General features: G+C 65.2%; 20 protein-coding genes. 10 read left to right on the top strand and 10 right to left on the bottom strand.

Going from position 1 to position 16,475, the window contains the following annotated elements:
- Window positions 1-140: 140 nt before the first annotated feature.
- Genes mnmA through gspG form a run of 10 tightly spaced genes read right to left on the bottom strand, consistent with a single transcriptional unit; the run spans window position 141 to window position 7,425 of the window.
- Window positions 141-1,244 carry a tRNA 2-thiouridine(34) synthase MnmA gene (mnmA, locus tag AC3WUF_RS13045; protein WP_492426237.1) on the bottom strand — a complete coding sequence of 368 codons (1,104 nt, stop codon included), beginning with the start codon at window positions 1,242-1,244 and terminating at the stop codon, window positions 141-143.
- Window positions 1,245-1,248: 4 nt separating this feature from the next.
- Window positions 1,249-1,692 (bottom strand): NUDIX hydrolase, encoded by a 444-nt coding sequence (locus AC3WUF_RS13040; RefSeq protein ID WP_492426235.1) that lies wholly within the window; start codon window positions 1,690-1,692, stop codon window positions 1,249-1,251.
- Between the two features lie 10 nt (window positions 1,693-1,702).
- Window positions 1,703-2,617: a type II secretion system protein N gene (locus AC3WUF_RS13035; RefSeq protein ID WP_492426233.1), complete on the bottom strand. Its 915-nt coding sequence runs from the start codon at window positions 2,615-2,617 to the stop codon at window positions 1,703-1,705.
- A gap of 8 nt (window positions 2,618-2,625) precedes the next feature.
- Window positions 2,626-3,120, bottom strand: coding sequence for a type II secretion system protein M (locus tag AC3WUF_RS13030; RefSeq protein ID WP_492426231.1), 495 nt, complete (start codon window positions 3,118-3,120; stop codon window positions 2,626-2,628).
- Entirely contained in the window at window positions 3,117-4,322 is a 1,206-nt protein-coding gene (gene gspL / locus AC3WUF_RS13025) for a type II secretion system protein GspL (RefSeq protein WP_492426229.1), read from the bottom strand. Before gspL ends, AC3WUF_RS13030 begins: the two co-directional genes overlap by 4 nt.
- A complete protein-coding gene (gene gspK / locus AC3WUF_RS13020; RefSeq protein WP_492426227.1) occupies window positions 4,322-5,269 on the bottom strand; it encodes a type II secretion system minor pseudopilin GspK in 948 nt (315 codons plus the stop codon). The genes gspL and gspK overlap by 1 nt, the downstream gene beginning before the upstream one ends.
- Window positions 5,266-6,000 (bottom strand): type II secretion system minor pseudopilin GspJ, encoded by a 735-nt coding sequence (gene gspJ / locus AC3WUF_RS13015; RefSeq protein ID WP_492426225.1) that lies wholly within the window; start codon window positions 5,998-6,000, stop codon window positions 5,266-5,268. Before gspJ ends, gspK begins: the two co-directional genes overlap by 4 nt.
- A gap of 1 nt (window position 6,001) precedes the next feature.
- Window positions 6,002-6,385: a type II secretion system minor pseudopilin GspI gene (gene gspI / locus AC3WUF_RS13010; protein ID WP_492426223.1), complete on the bottom strand. Its 384-nt coding sequence runs from the start codon at window positions 6,383-6,385 to the stop codon at window positions 6,002-6,004.
- Window positions 6,382-6,954 (bottom strand): prepilin-type N-terminal cleavage/methylation domain-containing protein, encoded by a 573-nt coding sequence (locus AC3WUF_RS13005; protein WP_492426221.1) that lies wholly within the window; start codon window positions 6,952-6,954, stop codon window positions 6,382-6,384. The genes gspI and AC3WUF_RS13005 overlap by 4 nt, the downstream gene beginning before the upstream one ends.
- A 27-nt stretch (window positions 6,955-6,981) precedes the next feature.
- The gene (gene gspG / locus AC3WUF_RS13000; RefSeq protein WP_492426219.1) at window positions 6,982-7,425 is read right to left on the bottom strand and encodes a type II secretion system major pseudopilin GspG; all 444 of its coding nucleotides are present in this window, start codon (window positions 7,423-7,425) and stop codon (window positions 6,982-6,984) included.
- 94 nt (window positions 7,426-7,519) lie between these two features.
- Here gspG and rrtA point away from each other — a divergent pair, with 94 nt between their 5' ends.
- The 10 genes from rrtA (at window position 7,520) to AC3WUF_RS12950 (ending at window position 16,453) form a co-directional block, all read left to right on the top strand.
- Window positions 7,520-8,125, top strand: a complete 606-nt coding sequence (gene rrtA / locus AC3WUF_RS12995) for a rhombosortase (protein ID WP_492426217.1) — start codon at window positions 7,520-7,522, stop codon at window positions 8,123-8,125.
- The gene (fabD, locus tag AC3WUF_RS12990; RefSeq protein WP_492426215.1) at window positions 8,122-9,051 is read left to right on the top strand and encodes an ACP S-malonyltransferase; all 930 of its coding nucleotides are present in this window, start codon (window positions 8,122-8,124) and stop codon (window positions 9,049-9,051) included. Before rrtA ends, fabD begins: the two co-directional genes overlap by 4 nt.
- Before the next feature lie 112 nt (window positions 9,052-9,163).
- Window positions 9,164-9,895, top strand: a complete 732-nt coding sequence (gene fabG, locus AC3WUF_RS12985) for a 3-oxoacyl-ACP reductase FabG (protein ID WP_492426213.1) — start codon at window positions 9,164-9,166, stop codon at window positions 9,893-9,895.
- Window positions 9,896-9,993: 98 nt separating this feature from the next.
- Window positions 9,994-10,236 (top strand): acyl carrier protein, encoded by a 243-nt coding sequence (acpP, locus tag AC3WUF_RS12980; protein WP_492426211.1) that lies wholly within the window; start codon window positions 9,994-9,996, stop codon window positions 10,234-10,236.
- 47 nt (window positions 10,237-10,283) lie between these two features.
- Window positions 10,284-11,525 carry a beta-ketoacyl-ACP synthase II gene (gene fabF, locus AC3WUF_RS12975; protein WP_492426209.1) on the top strand — a complete coding sequence of 414 codons (1,242 nt, stop codon included), beginning with the start codon at window positions 10,284-10,286 and terminating at the stop codon, window positions 11,523-11,525.
- Between the two features lie 84 nt (window positions 11,526-11,609).
- Window positions 11,610-12,971, top strand: a complete 1,362-nt coding sequence (locus AC3WUF_RS12970; protein WP_492426207.1) for an aminodeoxychorismate synthase component I — start codon at window positions 11,610-11,612, stop codon at window positions 12,969-12,971.
- Complete coding sequence (pabC, locus tag AC3WUF_RS12965; protein WP_492426205.1) at window positions 12,968-13,801, top strand: aminodeoxychorismate lyase; 834 nt, start codon at window positions 12,968-12,970, stop codon at window positions 13,799-13,801. The genes AC3WUF_RS12970 and pabC overlap by 4 nt, the downstream gene beginning before the upstream one ends.
- The gene (gene mltG, locus AC3WUF_RS12960) at window positions 13,801-14,808 is read left to right on the top strand and encodes an endolytic transglycosylase MltG (protein ID WP_492426203.1); all 1,008 of its coding nucleotides are present in this window, start codon (window positions 13,801-13,803) and stop codon (window positions 14,806-14,808) included. Before pabC ends, mltG begins: the two co-directional genes overlap by 1 nt.
- A complete protein-coding gene (gene tmk / locus AC3WUF_RS12955; RefSeq protein ID WP_492426201.1) occupies window positions 14,808-15,425 on the top strand; it encodes a dTMP kinase in 618 nt (205 codons plus the stop codon). Before mltG ends, tmk begins: the two co-directional genes overlap by 1 nt.
- Window positions 15,422-16,453 (top strand): DNA polymerase III delta subunit-related protein, encoded by a 1,032-nt coding sequence (locus AC3WUF_RS12950; RefSeq protein ID WP_492426199.1) that lies wholly within the window; start codon window positions 15,422-15,424, stop codon window positions 16,451-16,453. Before tmk ends, AC3WUF_RS12950 begins: the two co-directional genes overlap by 4 nt.
- Window positions 16,454-16,475: the final 22 nt, after the last annotated feature.

Raw genomic sequence — 16,475 nt, 5'->3', positions numbered from 1 at the left:
TGGCTTGAGGTCAGCGTTTCTGCACGAGGATGTCAGCCACGAGGGCGCGTGCAAAACGGCGCGAAATTATAGCGGGAAAACCGACGGATAACGGCTCTTGCCGTGCATCTTGCGCGCGCGAAGAAACCAAACCCGCTGCGCTAGATGCGAATCGCTCGCAGATCCTTGACGTCGGAAATCTCGCCGCCGCCCAGGCAGCGCTGTCCTTCGTAGAGGGCGCAGAACTGGCCGGCGACGGCCGCACGCTGCGGCGTGTCGAAGCACACTTTTAGTGCATCGCCCTGGTGCTCGACCCTGCAGGCCTGCAAGGTCTGGCGATGGCGGATACGCGCGAGCAGACGGGTGCCGTCCGCGGGCTTTGGCGCGAGCCAGTTGAAGGGGCCGGTCACCAGGCTATCGGCCAGCAGGCGCGGGTGCGCCTCGTCCTGCGACGCGATGAGCTGGTTGCTTGCGCGATCCTTGCCGACGACGAACCACGGCGCTTCCTTGCCGCCGCGCGTGCCGCCGATGCCGAGGCCGCGGCGCTGACCGAGCGTGTAATGCATCAGCCCGGTGTGCCGGCCGATGGGCTTGCCGCTGTCGTCGACGATGGCGCCGGGCTCGGGCGTCAGGTAGCGCGACAGGAAATCGCGGAACTCGCGTTCGCCAATGAAGCAGATGCCGGTGGAGTCCTTCTTCTGATGCACCGGCAGGCCCGCGCGCTGCGCGATCTCGCGCACCTGCGGCTTGGGCAGGCCGCCGACCGGAAACAGCACCTGGCGCAGATGATCGTGATGGACCGCGCCGAGGAAATAGGTCTGGTCCTTGTTGTCGTCGACGGCGCGCAGCAGGGCCGGGCCGTCGGCGTGCTGTTCGATCTGCGCGTAGTGCCCGGTCGCGATGCAGTCCGCGCCCAACCGCAGCGCGTACTCGCGAAACGGCAGGAACTTCACCTCGCGGTTGCACAGCACATCCGGATTCGGCGTCTTGCCGGCTTCGTAATCGGCGAGAAACTGCGCGAACACCCGCTCGCGATACTCGCGCGAGAAGTCCACGCGGTGCAGCGGGATGTCGATTTCCTCGCAGACGCGGCGCGCGTCCTGGAAATCTTCGGCGGCGCTGCAATAGGCCTCTTCGTCCTCGGTCCAGTTGACCATGAACAGGCCGGAGACGCGATAGCCCTGCTCCTTCAGCAGCCAGGCGCTGACCGACGAATCGACGCCGCCAGACATGCCGACGATGACGTGTTGGTCCTGGTTCGCCACGGATTTAAAGGTGAGCGATCAGATCCAGCGGATAGCGCGTGCCGGACAGGTAATCGTCGACACAGCGCAGCACCATCGGACTGCGGTGGATCGCGACACTGGCGGCGATCTCGTCGCGCGTCATCCAGACCGCGCGTTCGATGCCGGTGTCGAGTTTGCGCTCGCGGTGTTCAAGCTCTGCTTTGGCGATGAAAGCCACGCGCAGAAAGCCGTAATGCAGATCGACCGGATCATGGTGATAAAGGCCCAGCACATGCGTGGGCATGACCTGCCAGCGGGTTTCTTCCAGCGCTTCGCGGATCGCCCCCTCGACGAGGGTTTCGTCCTTTTCCCAGTGGCCGGCCGGCTGGTTCAGGCGCAGGGCGCCGTTGATCTGCTCCTCGACCATCAGGAAACGGCCATCGCGCTCGACGATGCTGGCGACAACGACGTGAGGAGACCAACTCATGGCCACGCTGCTAACGGCTACCGCCGAAGGTCAGGCCTTCTTCTTCGGTTTCTTCCGGCGTGCGCGGCGGCTGGTTGGCCGGCGGCGGCGTTCGCTGGGTGGCCGGGCTGACGTTCGAGCCTGAATCGCCGGGAGCGGTTTCGACGGCCTGTTCGACGCCAGCTGGCGGTGGCGGGGCATCGACGCTCTTCTGCAGGCTGTAATAACCCTCGGCATCAGGCGTGCCGAGCTGCTTCATCAGATTGGCGATCATCGGCGGGGCATCCGGCTTCGGCTTGAGCTTCAGCGCGTAGGAATAGCTACGGTCTGGCTTTACCCGCGCTTCGCCGCTGATGTCCACGCTGCCGCCAAGGCTGCTGATCCGGGCAACGATCTGATCGTCCTCGGTGCTCAGCGCCGCCTGATAATTGCCCAGCGCTGCGGGCTCCTTGCCGAGCGTCCACTGCAGATTGTTGAGCTGCAGCGAGCCTTCTGCCGACACCGGCCAGTTGTTGCGCAGCTTCAGCGAGCTCAGATCCAGATTCACGACGCCGTTGACCGGCACAAAACTCTGTCCGGCCGCGGCGGCGAGCGTGCGCAGTTCGCCATTGGCAGTCAGCTCGCTGAACGCCGTGCTCATCAGGCTCTGCGAAACCTTGCCGTCGATCATCAGCGGCGGCGTGCCGCTATGCAGTTGGTAGCTCAGGTGGCCGAGCAACAGGCCCAATGGCTTGAGCGTCCAGTCGATGTCGGCAACCAGCACCTGATTGCCGAAGCGAATCTGCGTGGCGCGACCCTGCGTCAACGTGCCGTTGACGCCCAGCACGTCGACCGGCATCGCCGCCTTGGGGGCGATCCAAGCGTATAGCAGCGCCGCTGGGGCTTGGACCAGCACGCCAACGACGAAGGTCAGGACGCCGGCAATAATGAGGTGACGAGTCTTCATCGTGTTGTTCAGGCGCGCACCAGTGTCACGCGGACGTTGACCATGCCCGGCGCCGAGCTGCGCTCTATTTCCGCGCTGCTCGTGCTGATGCCGTACTTCATTTCGAGTTCCTGCAGCCAGCGCAACAGATTGTCGAAGGGAACATCGTCGATCCAGACTTTGACTTCCTTTTCGCCTTCGGGCTGCACGCGCGACGGCGCTTTGCCGAGCACTGCCGAGCGGCTGGTCTGATCGACTGCGGCGACCAGCGAGGTGCTGCTGTTGACCGCGCGCGCCGGGCCGGCGGCCTGCACTTCCGCGGCAGCCTGCTCAATACGCGTCGCAATGCCGCGCGCACGTTCCAGCGAGGCTTCGCGGCGGACGTGTGCATCGACCAGCGGCTTCCAGCCGGCGACATAGATCAGCGTCAGCAGCACGACGACGCCGCACAGCAGGACGAGGACGCGTTCGCGCGGGGCGAGCGAACGCAGCCAGGCGGATGCGCTGTCGATGAGGTTCTTCATGCGGGCGTCAACTTGATGCGGATCTGCACGCCTTCGCTGCCGGAATTGGCCGACTGCACTTCGAGCGCGCCGGCCTTGGCCTGTTCGAACCAGGCCTTCAGCGCGTCCAGCGCCTGTAGATTGGCCGCGCTCATGCCGACGTACAGCGCGCCTTCGCGGTATTGCAGCGCGTCGATCTTGACGCCGCTGACGGCGCTCTGAGCGCTGGCGACGGTGGCAATCAGCGGCAGCATCTTCGCGTTGCCGCTGCCGCCGCTCAGCCGGGTGAGTTGTTGCGTCAGCTGGGCGTCGAGGTCGACGATGCGGGTCTCGTTCGGGAAGATCTGCTTGTAGCGCTCTTCATTGGCGCTGTTCAAGGCTTTGAGTTCGCTGCCGATGCGGTAGGCCTGAACGCCATGCACGGTTGCCGCGAGCAGAATCGCCACGCCGGCAAGACTGGCCGCCAGGCGCCAGGGCAGCCAGTGGCGAATCAGATTCTGCTTGGCCGAATAGTTGCCCTGCAGCAGGTCGATGGCCTGCGCCGGGCGCAAGGCCTGCAGCAGGGCGTCGAGCGGCTGCGTGTAGCCGTGCAGGGGTTCGACGCTGCGGCCCAGCGTGCTGGGATCGAATTGCTGATCGCGCGGGATCGCAATGCGCAGCGCCCGCTGGCCTTCCGGATCGGCGAGCTGCAGGCTGAGTTCGAGATCCTCGCGCACGCAGATAAAGCCGCTGTCGGCGCCGCTGCGCACGAGTACCTGATCGCCATCGATCAGCATGCTGAACTGCTGGTCCGCCGGCACCGCAAGCGCCAGGACATCCGGGATCATCGCGTCGGGCCGCAGACCGCGTTCGGTGAAGAACGTCAGCCACTGCTGCAGGCGCTGGTGGGCGACGATCGCGACCGGCCAGTTGCCGTCGGCCTGACGAGCGCCAAGGGCGAAATGCAGCGTCTCGACATCGTCGGCCAGCTGGTCTTCGAGCAGATAGGGAATCGCCTGCAGCGCCTTCGCGGCCTGCTTGGCCGGCAGGCTGACGCCGGCGAGGCGCACATCGGCAGACGGCACCAGCACGACGAGGCGACGGCCGGCGGCGTGGGCCAACGCCGCCTCGAGCGGCGCGTTTTCGACCACAAACGAAACCACCGCATCGTTGCTCGCGATGCAGTAGGCCGTGGGCGCATCCGCTTCGGCGGCGCGCAGTCTGATATATAGGGTTTCGCGCACTATTCGACGTCTGTGCTGCGCCCGTAAACCGCAGTATTACCCTGCGATGGGCGGAAGAAGAAACTATACAGGGCCGTCCGCCCGCTGCCTATGAAGACTTCGGCGCGGAGCATGAAAAAGTTGCTGTTGATCGTCAGCATGTTCCGTGGAACCTCGTTAAAGGCGGGGCCGAGGCGGGTCGCGATCTGACCGCTGGATTCGATCGGTTTATCGACACGCTCTTTCAGGAACAGCTCCAGTTCCGGACTGCCGCCAGAAGCCATTGCCATCAACACCGCCGGCGGCGCCGTGTTGACGTTGATCGGCGTGCCGACCTGCGGCAGTGCGCAGAACATGCCGCTGACGCGAGCGTAGGCCTTCTTGTCGATGCCGCGCACCGCGAGCAGCTCCGAGACGCCGGCCATCAGGCGATTGGCGGCCCGGTAGGGAATATCGCCGCGCAGGTATTCGCTGTCTTCGATGCCATCGGCGCCGGTGGGCTCCTGGTCGGCGTCGATCCAGTCGGTGATCGCGGCGGCGATTGCCGTCGCCTGGTATTCCTCGGCCACCTCGGCATAGCGCAGGATGCGGACGAAGATCTGTACCTGCTGTGCGCGCTGGGTCGGATCCGGGCTTGCGAGATTGTTGAGGTTGAAACGCCCCTGCAGATCGACGACGCCGCCGCGGATATAGCCTTCGTCGATCGGCAGGAAGTCGACCGGCATCGCCCAGGCGTCACGCAGGGAGTCGAACTTGTTCTGGTCCTGGTCGCGATCGAGGATGGTCTTGATCCAGCCCTCGACGCCGACCGCATACCACCAGCCCAGTTCGGATTCCTGCAGGTTCGCCGTGCGGCGGATCGCGATGTTGGCCGACCCGAGGATCGCGGCCGACGCGATGGCGGCGATCGCGACGACGAGGATCGCGGTGATCAGGGCAATGCCGGATTGTTGGCGTCGGTTGGTCATGGAACAAACGCCGGATCCGAATCTTGCGTTGGCTCCGGAGTCGGCGATACACAACCGGTGCCACCGGTCGTTTGACAATCGTCGCCGCCCCCATAAATCGGCGGAATCTTCACGGCATCCAGCCCGATCCTGAACAGGAAGCGCAGTTCGCCAACATCCTTCGTGCGCATCGTCAGCTCTACCGCCTCGGGCGGCGCAATGGCCGCTTGCGCCGTGCCGCTGCTGGTGTCGTAGGGCCAGCGGTCGCGCCATTCGTTGCTGACTTTATCGAAGTAGCGCCAGCGCACCTGCTCGACGTTGTCGAACAGCGTGACATCGACCGCCTTGCTGTCCTGCGCCTGATCGAGCACGCGCCAGGAGCTGCGGATCAGCTTGCCGGCTTCGTAACGGTAGGCGATGCGCTCGAAACCCGGCCGCGGCAGCAGCAGCGGATTGCGCCAGCCGGCGCGGGTGAATTCCAGATAGCCCTTGTCGGTCGCGCGCAGCGCCGGCTGCGTATCGCCGAAGCCGTCGCGCGCTGTGCGACTGCTGACCTGCTGCAGGTCGTTGCGCAGGCGGATGTAGCTTTTCTGCAGCGCGGCGATGCGCTCCTGTGCAATCTCGACCTGGCGCCGGGTGTTCAGCACCGAATCGAGCCCGCCATAGGCCATCAGCGCAAAGATCGCGAAAATGCCGATGACGACGATCAGCTCCAGCAGCGTGAAGCCTTGCTGTGAACGGATGGCGCGCACGTTATTGCTTGCCGGCATTGGGCAGGAACGACGACAGCGACGCCGCATTGCTCTTGCCGTCCGGCGACAGCACGACCAGATCGATGCGGCGCAGGTTGTCGTCCTGCGTCTTCTTGATCTCGGCCTTCCATTTCCACTTGAAGCCACCCATCTCGACCGTGCCGTCGGCCTTGCCGACATCCGGCCAGGTCTTCTGCAGTTCGAATTCGGCGAGACGGTTGTGCGCGACCCACAGGCCGAAGGTGCGTTCGCGCAGATGGCTGGCGTTGTCGGCATAACGCGCCATGCCGGACAGGATCGCCGCCATCGCGATTGCCAGCACGGCTACGGCGACGAGCATTTCAATCAGCGTGAAGCCACCGCTGCGACGGAGGCCGCGATTCATCGCAGACCCTCGCGCTCGAAGCGCTCCTTCGACACCTGGCCGAGCAGCGTCGCCGTCAGCCGGTAACTCACGGGCAGCGCCGGTGTCGTCAGATCCAGCGTGAACGGCGTGATCTCGCCGCTCGACAGCAGCATCACCTGCGGCACGACTTCAGGCTTGCTGGCATCGCTGGCCTTCTTGTCGTCGTCGCTGGGTGGCTCGGGCAGAGTCTGTGCCGGCGCCACCGGTCGGTTCTCGACGCGCAGCGCGAATTCCAGCGGCTGTGGAATCGGCCGTGGCCGCAGCGGCCCTTCCGTGAACGGAATCCAGTCGCCATCGGGACCGACGACCACAAAAGCGTAGGCGCTGCTGGTGTGGATGAAGCCAATCTCGATGCCCTTGAGTTCGGCTTCCTCTTCACCCAGCTTGAACAGCTGCTCCATGCGCTCGGATTCGGTGACGAGCTTGTCTTCGATCGCGCGATCGCCCGAGGAATCGATCGCCAGCGTCGCGAAGGTCAGCATGATGCCGACGATGACGACCACGACGAGGATTTCGACCAGCGTGAAGCCGGACGAGCGGGCGCGCATCGGGAGGACCGGGGCTAAGGGCGGTGATCAGCCGCCCAGATTCCAGTTGCCGATGTCCCCGGCCGGCCCTTCGCCGCCCGGCTGGTTGTCTGCACCGAGCGAGAACAGATCGAACTCGCCGCGCGTGCCCGGCTGCAGATATTGATACGGGTTGCCCCAGGGATCTTTCGGCAGCGTCTTGATGTAGCCGCCGCTCTTGTAGTTCTTCGGATCGGGTTCGCCGCCGGGCTTGCTGACCAGCGATTCGAGGCCCTGCTGGGTCGACGGATAGCTGTAGTTGTCGAGCTTGTACAGATTGAGCTGCGATTCGAGGACGCGGATATCCTGCTTGGCCTTGGTGATGCGGGCGTCATCCGGTCTGCCCATAATGTTGGGGACGACGACGGCGGCGAGAATGCCGAGAATGACGACAACGACCATGATCTCGATCAGGGTGAAGCCGCGTTGCATGTGCTGTGAACGAATGGCCATCATTGATCCAACTATTTGTTGTAATAAAAGAAAGTAGGGCCGACGCCCTCGACACATGATAACAAAATCACCCTACAGCTCCCGCGCGGTGTGGTTGGCGCCGCTGGTTCTGATCGTGCTGATCTTAGCGCTAGAGACCCTCGGTGATGCCGGTCGTTCGGCGCTTGCCTACGATCGAACACAGATTCTCCACAATGCGCAGTGGTGGCGGGTGCTGACCGGCAGCTTTGTCCACCTTGGCTGGTATCACTGCGCACTCAATGCGCTCGGCCTGCTGGTGCTGGTGCTGCTGTGTCCGGAAGCGCTGAGCGGCTGGGTCTGGGCGCGTCGCGTCGCCGTGCTCGCCGTCGTCATGAGCTTTTGCCTGCTCGCCTTCGAGCCGGGCTTGCGCAACTACGTCGGCATGTCCGGCGTGATCCATGGCCTGTTCGTGCTCGGCCTGATGCCGCAGGTGCTCAAGCGCGATCTGATCGCGGCCGGTTGTCTGACCTATCTGGTCGGCAAGATCGGCTGGGAGCTGATCGCGGGCGGCCCGGTTTCGGACGAAACGGCGCTGGGCGGCAGGGTCGTGGTCGAATCTCATCTGTTTGGTACGCTCGCCGCCTTCGCTTACGGGCTCGTCTTCGGAAGCTTTCGAGGAAGAGAGCGCAAAGTTATGATTCCAGAAATCAAATCAGAATCGACGCAAGATCTCATATGAAGTACGCAATGCTGTTTCCCGGGCAGGGTTCGCAGGCCGTCGGCATGCTGGGCGGACATGATTCGCCGCTGGTGGCGCAGACGTTTGCCGAAGCTTCCGACGCGCTGGGCTGGGATCTCGCCGGCCTCGTGCGCGAGGGCCCGACGGAAGAACTGAACCGGACCGAGCGTACGCAGCCGGCCCTGCTCGCGGCCAACGTCGCAGTCTGGCGCCTCTGGCAGAGCCAGAACCTGCCGTCGCCGCAAGCTCTGGCTGGACACAGCCTGGGCGAATACGCCGCGCTGGTTGCGGCGCAAAGTCTTGGTTTTGCCGATGCGCTGAAGCTGGTTGAACTGCGCGGTCAGCTGATGCAGGCGGCGGTGCCGGCCGGTACCGGCGGCATGGCGGCGGTCGTCGGACTCGATGACGAGCAGGTGGCTGCGTTGTGCAAGGCCTGTCCGGTCGATGGGGTGCTGGAGCCTGCCAACTTCAATTCGCCCGGCCAGGTCGTTGTCGCCGGGCATCGCGCAGCGGTGGACTGGGTGCTGGAAAATGCCAAGGCGCACGGCGCGCGCATGGTCGTGCAGGTGCCGATGTCGGTGCCTTCGCATTGCTCGCTGATGCGCGGTGCCGCCGACCAGCTGTTCGCGGCAATGGCGGATCTGAAAATTCACACACCTGTCATTCCCGTCTCACACAATCTCGATGGTCAACCCGCGCAGGGACCCGAGGCGATTCGCGCTGCGTTGCGCGATCAGCTCTACCGTCCGGTGCAATGGACGCGCCTGGTCAACGGACTGGTCGAGGGTGGCGCACAGCTGTTCCTCGAATGCGGACCGGGCAAAGTGCTGTGTGGTCTGAGCAAGCGCATCAACAAGTCTGTGCCTGCACAGGCACTGGAAGACGCGAGCGGGCTTGCGGCAGCGTCTGCATTGCTGAGCGGCTAGGCCCTGCGAGGCATGGCGGGGCCGGGTGCTATCCTTCCTGGCTCGGATCCTGCTGCTCATACTCATTAATGAATCGCCCGCCGCTGCGGGCGGCTCCGCGGATGTCTTCGACATGACCCAAAGATTTGCCGATCAAACCGTCCTCGTCACCGGCGCCAGCCGTGGCATCGGCAGCGCCATTGCGCAGCGCCTGGCGGCCGAAGGCGCGCGCGTCATCGGTACCGCGACCAGCGCCGCCGGCGCGCAGGCGATCGGCGAAACCCTCGCCGCCAGCGGCGGGCAGGGCAAGGTGCTCGACGTCCGCGATCCGGCGGCCTGCGAAGCGCTGCTCGGCGAGATCGGTCCGATCAGCGTGCTCGTCAACAACGTCGGCGTGACCCGCGACACCCTGCTGCTGCGCATGAAGGACGAAGACTGGTCCGACGTCATCGAAACCGATCTGACTTCGGTGTTCCGCCTGTCGCGCGCGGTGCTGCGCGGCATGATGAAGGCGCGCTACGGCCGTATCGTCAGCATCGGCTCGGTGGTCGGCGCCATGGGCAACCCGGGCCAGGCGAACTACTGCGCCGCGAAGGCGGGCCTGGTCGGCTTCAGCAAGGCGCTGGCGCAGGAGATCGGTTCGCGCGGCATCACCGTCAATGTGATCGCGCCGGGCTTCATCGATACCGACATGACCAAGGCCCTGAACGACGAGACCAAGCAGGCGTTGCTGAGCCGGGTGCCGGCCCAGCGCCTGGGCACGCCGGCCGACATCGCGGCGGCGGTGGCGTTCCTGGCTTCCTCCGAAGCCGGCTATATCAGCGGCGAAACCATTCATGTGAATGGTGGCTTATACATGAGCTAATGCTCTGTATATAGAAAGAAAAATAGTTATTCTGTTTCCCCCGGCGGCTTCATCTACAATACGCCGGCTTTTCACACCAAAAAACTGCGGAGTCACGCATGAGCACGCTTGAAGAGAAGGTCAAAAAGATCATTGCTGAACAGCTTTCGGTCGGCGAAGATCAGATCACCCCCGAGGCCTCCTTCGTTGAAGACCTGGGCGCCGATTCTCTGGACACCGTCGAGCTGGTGATGGCGCTGGAAGAAGAGTTTGAAATCGACATCCCGGACGAAGAAGCCGAGAAGATCGTCACGTTCAAGGACGTTCTGAACTACATCAAGGCTCACACCAACCAGGGCTAAGCCCCGGGCCTCACAGCTAGCACTCCCTTCCGAATCAGAGATTTGCTATGAGCCGCAGACGCGTTGTCGTCACCGGCCTCGGGATCGTTTCGCCTGTGGGCAACGATCCCGTTACGGCCTGGAAGAACATTCTTGCGGGCAAGTCGGGGATTGGGCCGATCACGGGATTCGACGTGTCGGCCTACACCACCAAATTCGCGGGCCTGGTCAAAGACTTCAAGCCCGAGGACTGGATGGGTGTCAAGGAAGTCAAGCGCACCGATCCGTTCATTCATTACGGCGTCGCCGCGGCCAAGCAGGCCGTCAAGGACGCCGGCCTTGAGATCACCGACGCCAACCGCGAGCGCATCGGCGTCTGCGTCGGCTCCGGTATCGGCGGCATCGGGACCATCGAGGAGGAATGCGCCAAGCTGCAGGCCGGTGGCCCGCGCAAGGTGTCTCCGTTCTTCGTACCGGCCTCGATCATCAACATGATCTCCGGCTACATCACGATCGACCTGGGAATCTCCGGGCCGAATTTCGCCATCGTCTCTGCCTGCACGACGGCGACGCACAGCATTGGTCTGGGCGCACGCCTGATCCAGTCCGGCGACGCCGACGTCTACATTGCCGGCGGCGGTGAAGCCGGTTCGGCGCCGGCCGGCATGGCGGGCTTCTGCCAGGCCCGCGCGCTGTCGACGCGCAACGACGATCCGACCCGGGCCAGCCGGCCTTGGGACAAGGATCGCGACGGTTTCGTCCTCGGCGACGGCGCCGGCGTTGTCGTCCTCGAAGAACTCGAAGCGGCGAAGAAGCGCGGCGCGAAGATCTATGGCGAAGTCATCGGCTTCGGCATGTCCAGCGACGCTTTCCACATCACGCTGCCGCCGGAAGACGGCCGCGGCGCGCGTCTGTGCATGCAGAACGCGATGCGCGATGCACAGATCAATCCGGAACAGGTTGGCTACATCAACGCTCACGGGACGTCGACGCAGGCCGGCGACGTTGCCGAGACGCTGGCGGTCAAAGGCGCGCTGGGCGACTACGCCAGCAAGGTCGCGGTCAGTTCGACGAAGTCGATGACGGGCCATCTGCTCGGCGCCGCCGGCGGTATCGAGGCGATTTTCTCGCTGCTCGCGCTGCGCGATCAGGTGCTGCCGCCGACGATCAATCTCGACAACCCGGACGAAGGCTGCGATCTCGACTACGTGCCGCATGTCGCGCGCGAAGCGAAGTTCGACATCGCGATGTCGAATTCCTTCGGCTTCGGCGGTACCAACGGCACGCTGGCGTTCAAGCGTTACGTCTGATCTGCGCGGCCTGCCGAGAGGCAGGCGCCGGTGATCGGGTCTGAACGATCTGGTCTGAACGCCTTTGGCCACGATGCGGATCGCATGACCCTGCAACATCTCACTCTAGCCGCCGACGGCTTCGACCTGTCGCTGTTGCATCAGCGCGATCCACAGCGCTATCCCTTCCTGCTCGAAAGCGTCGCCGCGCATCCGCAGTCTGGGCGTTGGGACATCCTGTTTGCCGAGCCGGGCGAAAGCCTCGTCGGTCAGCACGGCCGGTTGGTGGCCGATGGCTTCGCGATTCACGGTCAGAATTTCTTCACCGAGCTGGACCGCTGGGTCGCGCGCGAGGGCACGCTGCCCCGCGACGAAAATCTGCCGTTTACCGGCGGCTGGTTCTTTCTGCTCGGCTACGAAGCCGCGCGCTGGGTGGAGCCGCAGCTGAAGCTGCCGGATTCGCCGCACGCACTGCCGGATGCCCTTGCGGTGCGTTGCCGCGCGGCGGTGATTCATGATCGCGAACAGAATCGTCTGCATCTGATCAGTGAATCCGGCGCCGCCGGCATTGCGCAGCTGCGCGGCGACGTCGATGCAGTGCGAAGCGCAATGCCCGCGGATCCGCCGGACTGGATCGCCAGCGCCATCGACGAACAACTGCCGACGCGCTTCACCGACGGCGTCAGCCGCATCCTCGAATGGCTGCGCGCCGGCGATGTGTTCCAGATCAATTTGTCGCGCGCCTGGGACGCGGTGATCCCTGACGAGGTGTGTCCGGCGACTTTGTACCGGCGCCTGCGCAAGACCAACCCCGCGCCGTTCGCCGGCATCCTGCGCTGGGGCGACAGTGCCGTCATCAGCTCCTCGCCGGAACGTCTGCTGCAAATCGACGACCGCACTGTGCAGACCCGGCCGATCGCAGGCACGCGGCGGCGCGGCAACGATGCCGCCGAAGATGCTCAGCTGCGCGCAGTGCTGCTCGGCAATCTGAAGGAGCGTGCCGAGCACGTCATGCTGATCGATCTCGAGCGCAACGATCTCGGCCGCGTCTGCGAACCCGGCAGCATCGTCGTCAGCGAACTTATGGCGCTGGAGAGCTACGCGCACGTGCATCACATCGTTTCCAACGTCCGCGGCACGCTGGGCGCGGGACTGGGCGCGGGCGCAGCGCTGCGGGCGGTGTTCCCCGGCGGCACGATCACCGGCTGCCCCAAGGTGCGGGCGATGCAGATCATCGCCGAGCTCGAAGGCGAGGGGCGCGGACCGTACACGGGCTCGATGGGTTATCTGTCGCGCGACGGGCGCATGGACAGCAACATCCTCATCCGTTCGCTGGTCTGGCAGGCCGGCAAGCTGCGTCTGCGCACCGGCGCCGGCATCGTCGCCGATTCCGAGCCGCAGGCCGAGCTCGAAGAGACGCGTGCGAAAGCGCGCGGTCTGCTGCTCGCCCTCGGACGCGGCGCATGAGTCTGCGAACGCTGCGCGACGGCGTTGCCGTCGATGCCGGCATCGCCAGCAGCCGTGCCCTGCATTATGGCGATGGCGTGTTCCGCACCGTGCTGTACGCGCAGGGGCAACTGGTCGACTGGGACCGTCATCTCAGCAAGCTTGCCGCGGATTGCGCGGCACTGCAGCTGGCGATGCCGCCGGCGTCTCAGCTGCTCGCCGAAGCGCGGCAGGCCGTCGGCGGCGCGCAGGGCGCCATCGTCAAGATCATCGTCGCGCGTGCCGCGGGCGGGCGCGGCTATCGTTCGACCGGCGATGCGAGCGAGCGCTGGGTGATCGCCAGTGCTGCACCGGTATCGAATCCAGCGGCGCTGCGCGATGGCATTCGCATCGATGTCAGCCGGATCACGCTGGCGGCCCAGCCGCTGCTGGCCGGCATCAAGCATCTGAACCGTCTCGAACAGGTGCTGGCGTCGCGCGATTGGCCGGAGGGTATCGACGAACGCCTGCTGTGCGATGCGCAGGGAAGGATCGTCTGCGGCACGCGCAGCAACCTGTTCTGCGTCGCCGGAAACCAGCTGCTGACCCCGGCGCTGAATGAATGCGGTATCGCCGGTATCATGCGCAGCAAGCTGATCGAACTGGCGCCCGCGCTCGGGCTGGATCTGAGCATCCGGCCGCTGACGCTGGACGATCTGCAGGCTGCCGATGAGGTTTTCATCTGTAACGCGGTCATCGGCCTGTGGCCGGTGCACGCGCTGGACGCAAGGCGCTGGCCGGCGCCAGGAATGCATACGCGGCGCCTGCTGCAGGCGCTCGCGCATCCCGCAACGACGAACAAGGGATTGTGATGCGGACACTGTTGCTACTGATGGCATTGATGGCGAGCATGGCGGTGGCGCTGGCCGTCGATGCCTGGCGCGTGCTGCAGCAGCCGCTGGATCTTCCGCAGGACGCGCTGTTCGAGATTCCCAAGGGGCAGGGCTTCTCCGCGGTCGCGCAGGGACTGGCCGATCAGGGCTATCTGCCGGCGGCACCGCGCAGCATCCTGTATCTGCGGGCCTACGCGCGCATCACCGAGATCGGCCCGCAGATCAAATCCGGCGAGTACCGGCTGACGCCGGACATGAACGTGCTGCAGGCGCTACAGATGTTCATTGATGGCCGCTCGGTCCTCCATGAGCTGCGCCTGATCGAAGGCTGGACCTTCACGCAGGCGCTGACCGAGTTGCGCAAGCATCCGAGCATCCAGCAGACGATGCCGGACGCCACGCCGGACGCAGTCTATGCGGCGCTGGGGCGCAGCGACGGCCATCCGGAAGGCCGCCTGTTCCCGGATACCTATCGCTTCTCGCGTGGTCTGAGCGACATCGAATTCCTGCGCCGCGCCGCGACGACGATGGACAAGGTGCTCGCGGAGGAATGGGCCTCGCGCGCCGAAGGGCTGCCGTACCAGACGATGGAAGAGGCGCTGATCATGGCGTCGATCGTCGAGAAGGAAACCGGTGCCGAGCATGAGCGCGCGCAGATCGCCGGCGTGTTCGTGCGCCGCCTGCAGCTGGGCATGCGCCTGCAAACCGATCCGACCGTCATCTATGGCCTCGGTGCGAGCTTCGACGGCAATCTGCGTCGCAACGATCTGACGACGGATACGCCGTACAACAGTTATATGCGCGCCGGGTTGCCGCCGTCGCCAATCTGCCTGCCGGGGCGCGCGGCGATCCACGCGGCGCTGCATCCGGACGCCGGCAAGACGCTGTACTTCGTATCGCGTGGCGACGGCACGCATGTGTTCTCCGAGACGCTGGAGCAGCACGATGCCGCGGTCCGTCAATATCAGCTGAAGCGCAGGCCCTGATGCGCGGACGATTCATCACGCTCGAAGGCGGCGAAGGCAGCGGCAAGTCCACGCAGGCCGCGCGCATCCGCGACTGGCTGCATGCGCACGGGCGGCAGGTCGTGCAGACCCGCGAGCCGGGCGGTACGCCGCTCGCCGAAGCGATCCGTGGCGTGGTGCTGCAATCCTGGGAAGAGGGCGTCGGCGTCGAGGCCGAGCTGCTGCTGATGTTCGCCGCACGCGCCGCGCATCTGCGCCGGCTGATCGAGCCGTCTCTGCAAGCCGGCAGCGATGTCATCTGCGACCGCTTTGTCGATTCCAGCTATGCGTACCAGGGCGCCGGCAAGGGTATTGCGGACGCACACATCCAGGCGCTCGAAGCGCTGGTGATGCCCACCTTGAAACCGGACCTGACGCTGATCCTCGACCTCGATCCCGAAGTCGGCCTGCAGCGCGCGCTGGCGCGTGGGCAGGCCAACCGTTTCGAGGCGGAGGCACTGCCGTTCATGCAGCGCGTCCGCGCCGCATTCCTGCGACGGGCGCAGGAAGATGCAGAGCGCTGCGTCGTCATCGACGCCGCGCAGAACGCGGATGCCGTGTTTGCGCAGATCCGCACCGTCCTGGAGCGACGCTGGTGAGCGCGGCATTCAACAAGCCGCTGCCTTGGCAGCAGGAGCTGTGGCTGGAGCTGACCGCGCAGGTGCTGCAGCAGCGCCTGTCGCATGCCGTGCTGCTGACGGGCGCGGAAGGCGTCGGCAAGCGCTGGTTCGCGCGTGCGCTGACGGCGTTCATCCTGTGCGAGCAGCGCAGCGGCTATGCCTGCGGCCAGTGTCGCAGCTGCGTGCAGTTCGCGGTCGGTGCGCATCCGAATGCGATGCTGCTCAGCACCGATGGCTTGCTCGGCATGGCGTTGACCGCCAATGGTCAGCACGAGCAGGGTCTGGCGCACTGGGAGCCGGAGGAGAAAAGCCAGCGCCGCGACATCTCGATCAAGGCGGCACGCGCGCTGATCGAGCGCCTGAGCCTGTCATCGCACTACGGGACGGCGCGGGTGGCGATGATCGATCCGGCCGATTCGCTCAACGTCAACAGCGTCAATGCGCTGCTCAAGACCATCGAAGAGCCGCCGCCGGCGACGCATCTGTTGCTTATCGCTTCGCGGCCGCAGGCGCTGGCGGCGACGCTGCGCAGCCGTTGCCAGCGGGTCCGCATGCCGCTGCCCGCGCCGGCAGTCGCCGCCGAGTGGCTCAGCGCCCAGGCATCGGTGGGAGACAGCGCCGAAGCGCTGGTGGCGGCACATGGCGCGCCGCTGCATGCGCTCGCGATGATGGAAGGCGACAGCCTGGCACTGCGGCGTACCTGGATCGATCTGTGGACCAGCGTCGGCCGCCGCAGAACCGATCCGGTGACCGCGGCCGCCAAGATCGATCGCGACGGTCTTGCCGAGCATCTGCAGTGGGCCTGGGGCTGGCTGTATCAGCAGCTGCGCCATCATGCGTTGCGCAAGGATGCCGATGCCGCCGCGCTGGAAGCGCTCGAGCTCATGCTCGATGAAGTCATCGAGGCCCTGCGTCTGGCTGGCGGCAATGCGCAGCCGCAGTTGCTGCTGGAGTCGCTGTTCGTCAACTGGCTGAAACTCGGCCCCAGCGTGCTTGGCAAGGCCTGATCCCGTGCGGGCCAGATCGGTT

Source organism: Fontimonas sp. FW305-C-3 (assembly GCF_058783185.1).
Note: the sequence above shows the minus strand (reverse complement) of the source record. Positions and strands in the feature narration are given on the sequence as shown.